General features: G+C 29.4%; 4 protein-coding genes. 3 read left to right on the top strand and 1 reads right to left on the bottom strand.

Features of this window, described 5'->3' with window-relative positions; all coding sequences use genetic code 11:
- Positions 1-427, bottom strand: a 427-nt coding sequence (gene larC / locus JJD95_RS19835; protein ID WP_291645205.1) for a nickel insertion protein, incomplete at its 3' end; no start/stop codon positions are given.
- A gap of 608 nt (positions 428-1,035) precedes the next feature.
- Here larC (JJD95_RS19835) and larC (JJD95_RS19830) point away from each other — a divergent pair.
- The 3 genes from larC (JJD95_RS19830) (at position 1,036) to larB (ending at position 3,927) form a co-directional block, all read left to right on the top strand.
- Positions 1,036-2,292: a nickel pincer cofactor biosynthesis protein LarC gene (gene larC / locus JJD95_RS19830; RefSeq protein ID WP_291645203.1), complete on the top strand. Its 1,257-nt coding sequence runs from the start codon at positions 1,036-1,038 to the stop codon at positions 2,290-2,292.
- Between the two features lie 77 nt (positions 2,293-2,369).
- On the top strand, positions 2,370-3,152 hold the full coding sequence (larE, locus tag JJD95_RS19825; RefSeq protein WP_291645200.1) for an ATP-dependent sacrificial sulfur transferase LarE: 783 nt from the start codon (positions 2,370-2,372) through the stop codon (positions 3,150-3,152).
- Between the two features lie 16 nt (positions 3,153-3,168).
- Positions 3,169-3,927, top strand: a complete 759-nt coding sequence (larB, locus tag JJD95_RS19820) for a nickel pincer cofactor biosynthesis protein LarB (protein ID WP_291645198.1) — start codon at positions 3,169-3,171, stop codon at positions 3,925-3,927.
- Positions 3,928-4,160 lie beyond the last annotated feature (233 nt).

Here is a 4,160-nt window from a genome sequence, read left to right as displayed (position 1 = left end):
GTATAAATCCCAATTGCGATTCCTTAAGCCCTTGACCTACATTTATTGGAGATATGTATATTTTATGAGCTCCTATAAGCTTAAAGCCAATTACAATTGCACATGAATATAACAATGATAAAGTATTTATTTTCACTTCTGATTTTAGATGGGCTATCTTGTCAAATATTTTAGTGATATTTTGTATTACATCCTTTTTTAATGAGCTTTTTTCTATTACAAGTCTTGCATAATCTAAATTTCTAATTTTATCTATTTCTTCTGATATTATTTCAACTCTAGAACCTTCAATCTTAAATTCAAATTTAATATGTAACTCCACAAGTTCCTTTTTAAGTTCTTGCATGCTTATTCCAGCATCTATGAGGGCTCCTAAAATCATTTGTTCTGATACTCCACAAAAACATTGTAAATATGCTACCTTCATTTACCATTCACCACCATACTTTGTTCTACATTAGAGAACAACGTTTTATTTTATATTATAAATGATTCTATTATATTATGTCAAGCTTAGATAGTAATATTCGATTTAAATATAAAAGATTGTTAAGTGTCGGGCTCTATATTTTTAAATTTGTCTCACATATACTCGGACAAAATTAATATAAGTGCTTAAAGTTAATATTTTTTTAAGTTGGAGGTAAACCTATGTGGAATAATTTGATACTTTTTGTATTTAGTAAAGTTAGAAATTTATAAGGATAGACATAAGCCCCTAATTTAACTATACTTGACAATTAATAATAAACAAATTACACTAAAATTAGTCACGAAGGCTTATATTTACTTTGAGAGTAACTTACTTAAAATAAAACGACCACGAAGGTTAAAAACATTGTTTATACAATGTCTTAATTTTGGTGGTTTTTTGCTTTGTCATAGTCATTTCTTACTAAATAATGATAGGAGGGTTGGGGTTACTTTTACTATCTTAATAATTTTCACAATAACTTTTATGAAACAGAACTGTTTACTAATGTATTTGGTACTGAGAAGTGTTTATACATAAAAAATGAAATGGAGTGAATAAAAATGAAAATACTTTATTATGATTGTTTTTCAGGTATTAGTGGGGATATGAATTTAGGAGCATTGCTAGAGTTAGGTATAGATAAAAAATATTTAGTAGAAGAATTAAAAAAATTAAGTCTAAATGGGTATGAAATAAAAGTATCTAAAGACAGTAGAAAAGGAATAGTGGGCACTAAAGTAGATGTGATTTTACAAGATCAGCATAATGAACATGAAGATGAGCATGAACATGATCATTCTTCAGTAGAACATCATCATGTTCATGCTACAGTAGAACAACATGATCATAGAAATATTAAAGATATACAAGAAATTATAGAACATAGTGAGTTAAGTTCTAAAGTTAAAGAATTAAGTTTAAAAATGTTTATGAAGGTTGCAGAGGCTGAAGCAAAGGTTCATGGAAAACCCTTGTATGAAGTGCATTTTCATGAGGTAGGGGCAGTAGATTCTATTGTGGATATAGTAGGAGCTGCTATTTGTATAAGTTATTTAAATGTTGATAAAATAATGAGTTCATCCGTCGAACTTGGTGGTGGTTTTGTTAAGTGTGCTCATGGGATTATTCCAGTGCCAGCACCTGCTACTTTGGAAATCTTAATGGGAATTCCAGTAAAATATGGAGCTGTACCATTTGAAACAACAACACCTACAGGAGCAGCAATTTTAGCGGCTAATGTTGATGAATTTAAAGAAGATAATAATTTTATTGTAAATAAGATTGGCTATGGTATAGGTGACAGAGATACTGTAATTCCGAATGTACTAAGAGTTATGTTAGTAGAAGAGAATAATTTATCTGATACATCTAAGGGAAAAAGCGAAGATGATTCATTTGAAGAAATTGTGGAATGTAATATAGACGACATGAATCCAGAGTTATATGGACACATAATTGACAAACTTTTTACTGAAGGCGCTTTGGATGTATATTTAACCCCAATTATAATGAAAAAAGGTAGACCCGGTGTAAAAATAAGTATTTTGTGTAAGGAAAATAAATTAGAAAATATGAAAGAAATATTGTTTAAGGAAACAACTACCTTTGGAATAAGAAATTTTAAAGTACAGAAAACAATGCTTGAAAGGAAATTTGTAAAAACAAATACTTCTTATGGACAAGTTAATGTGCAAGATGCTTACTATAAAGGTGAAAAAATAAAAAGCAAAGTAGAGTATGAAGAATGTAAAACAATAGCTGACAACAGAGAAATACCTGTAAGAGAAGTATATGATAATATAAAAAATGAGCTCTAATAATATAATTTGTATAGAAAAGAAGATAACTAATTGTAAACGCATCCGCTTATTTATATTTTATATTGGAGGTAAACATGTTAAAAGAAAAATATGATAATTTAAAAAATCATATAAAAAATATTGGTAGTGTTGTTGCATTTTCAGGAGGGGTGGATAGTACATTATTACTGAAAGTTTGTAGTGATGTACTAAAAGAAAATGTGCTAGCGATGATGGTAATAGCGCCTTATACACCAAAATGGGAAGTTGAAGTAGCTAAAGTTTTGATAAAAGAATTTGGAGTTAAATACAAGTTCATTAAAGTAGAAATGATTGAAGAAATAAGATTTAGCCCAAGGAATAGATGTTACATTTGTAAAAATGATATATTTACTAAAATAAAAGAAGAAGCTAAAGCCGAGGGGATATATAATATTTTAGATGGGACTAATTTTGATGATATTAAAGATTATAGGCCAGGCATAAAGGCATTAGAGGAATTAAATATAATAAGTCCTTTTTTTGTAAATGAATTTACAAAGATAGATATAAGAAATTTATCAAAACAACTTAACTTGAAAACTTGGAATAAGCCTGCCTATGCATGTCTTTTGTCAAGGATACCTTATGGACAAGAAGTAATTGAGCGTGAGCTTGAAAGAATAGAGGCTGCAGAGGTATACCTTATGGGATTAGGTTTTATTGGAGTTAGAGTAAGAAATCATGCGGGTTTAGCAAGAATTGAGATATCAAAGAAATATTTTGTTGATATTCTAAATAAAAAGAAATTAGAGAAAATTTCAGTTAAGCTTAAAGAGTTCGGGTTTAAATATGTGACATTAGACTTAGAAGGATATAAGATGGGAAGTTTAAATTAAAGGAGGTTTGAAGTATATGAATTCAGTAGAAATGAAAGGTTTTCTTAAATCTATAAAAAATGGCGATATATCTGTTGAAGACGGTATAGATAAATTAAAAGGTTTGTCATCTTCAGATTTGGGATTTGCAAAAATAGATAATAATAGAGAACTTAGAGTTGGTTACCCAGAAGTTATATATTGTGAAGGGAAAACTGTTGAGCAAATAAAAGGTATAGTTAGTGTAATGCTTACTAAGAATGTAAATATTCTTGGGACAAGAGCCTCTAGAGTAATGTATGAAGGGGTTAAAGAATTATATGATGGCGTTGAATACAATGAACTTGCAAGAACCATTATAATTAGAAAAAAAGAGAATAAAATTCAAAGTACATATATCGCATTAGTATCAGGCGGAACTTCTGATATACCAGTAGCAGAAGAAGCTGCAATTACAGCTGAATTTTATGGAAATAAAGTTGAAAGAATTTATGATGTAGGAGTTGCAGGTATTCATAGGTTATTTGAAAATTTAGATGTTATTAGTGGTGCTAGGGTGGTTATTACTGTGGCGGGTATGGAAGGTGCTTTAACTAGTGTGGTTGGGGGTTTGGTGGACAAACCTGTTATAGCTGTTCCAACTAGTGTAGGCTATGGAGCTAGTTTTAAAGGCCTTGCTGCACTATTATCTATGCTAAACAGTTGTTCTAGTGGGGTTAGCGTTGTTAATATTGATAATGGTTTCGGAGCAGGATATTTAGCATCAATGATAAATAGAATAGGCGAAATTGAGTAAAAAATAAGCATATTTTATAAGATATTACAAAAATTCTAAAATTATAAGGGGAAATAAGACTTAATGAAAGTGAAGAGAAAGCAGACCGCGCTGCAGAGTTAGTTATTGCTAATAAAAAGTTAGAGAATGAAATAAATATACGTATAGAAATGGAGAAAAAAATTAAAAATCTAGCTTATTATGATTATTTAACAGGTTTACCAAATAAAAGATTATTTAATGATAGATTAAAT

It is taken from the genome of Clostridium sp., assembly GCF_016650035.1.
Lineage (GTDB): Bacteria > Bacillota > Clostridia > Clostridiales > Clostridiaceae > Clostridium_AD.
The sequence above is the reverse complement of the archived record's forward strand: the minus strand, read 5'-3'. Positions and strand labels throughout refer to the sequence as shown.

Bases quoted from the DNA above. Each gene is read 5' to 3' on its own strand.
- larC (WP_291645203.1), top strand. From the start codon at position 1,036: ATGAAAATACTTTATTATGATTGTTTTTCAGGTATTAGTGGGGATATG.
- larE (WP_291645200.1), top strand. From the start codon at position 2,370: ATGTTAAAAGAAAAATATGATAATTTAAAAAATCATATAAAAAATATT.
- larB (WP_291645198.1), top strand. From the start codon at position 3,169: ATGAATTCAGTAGAAATGAAAGGTTTTCTTAAATCTATAAAAAATGGC.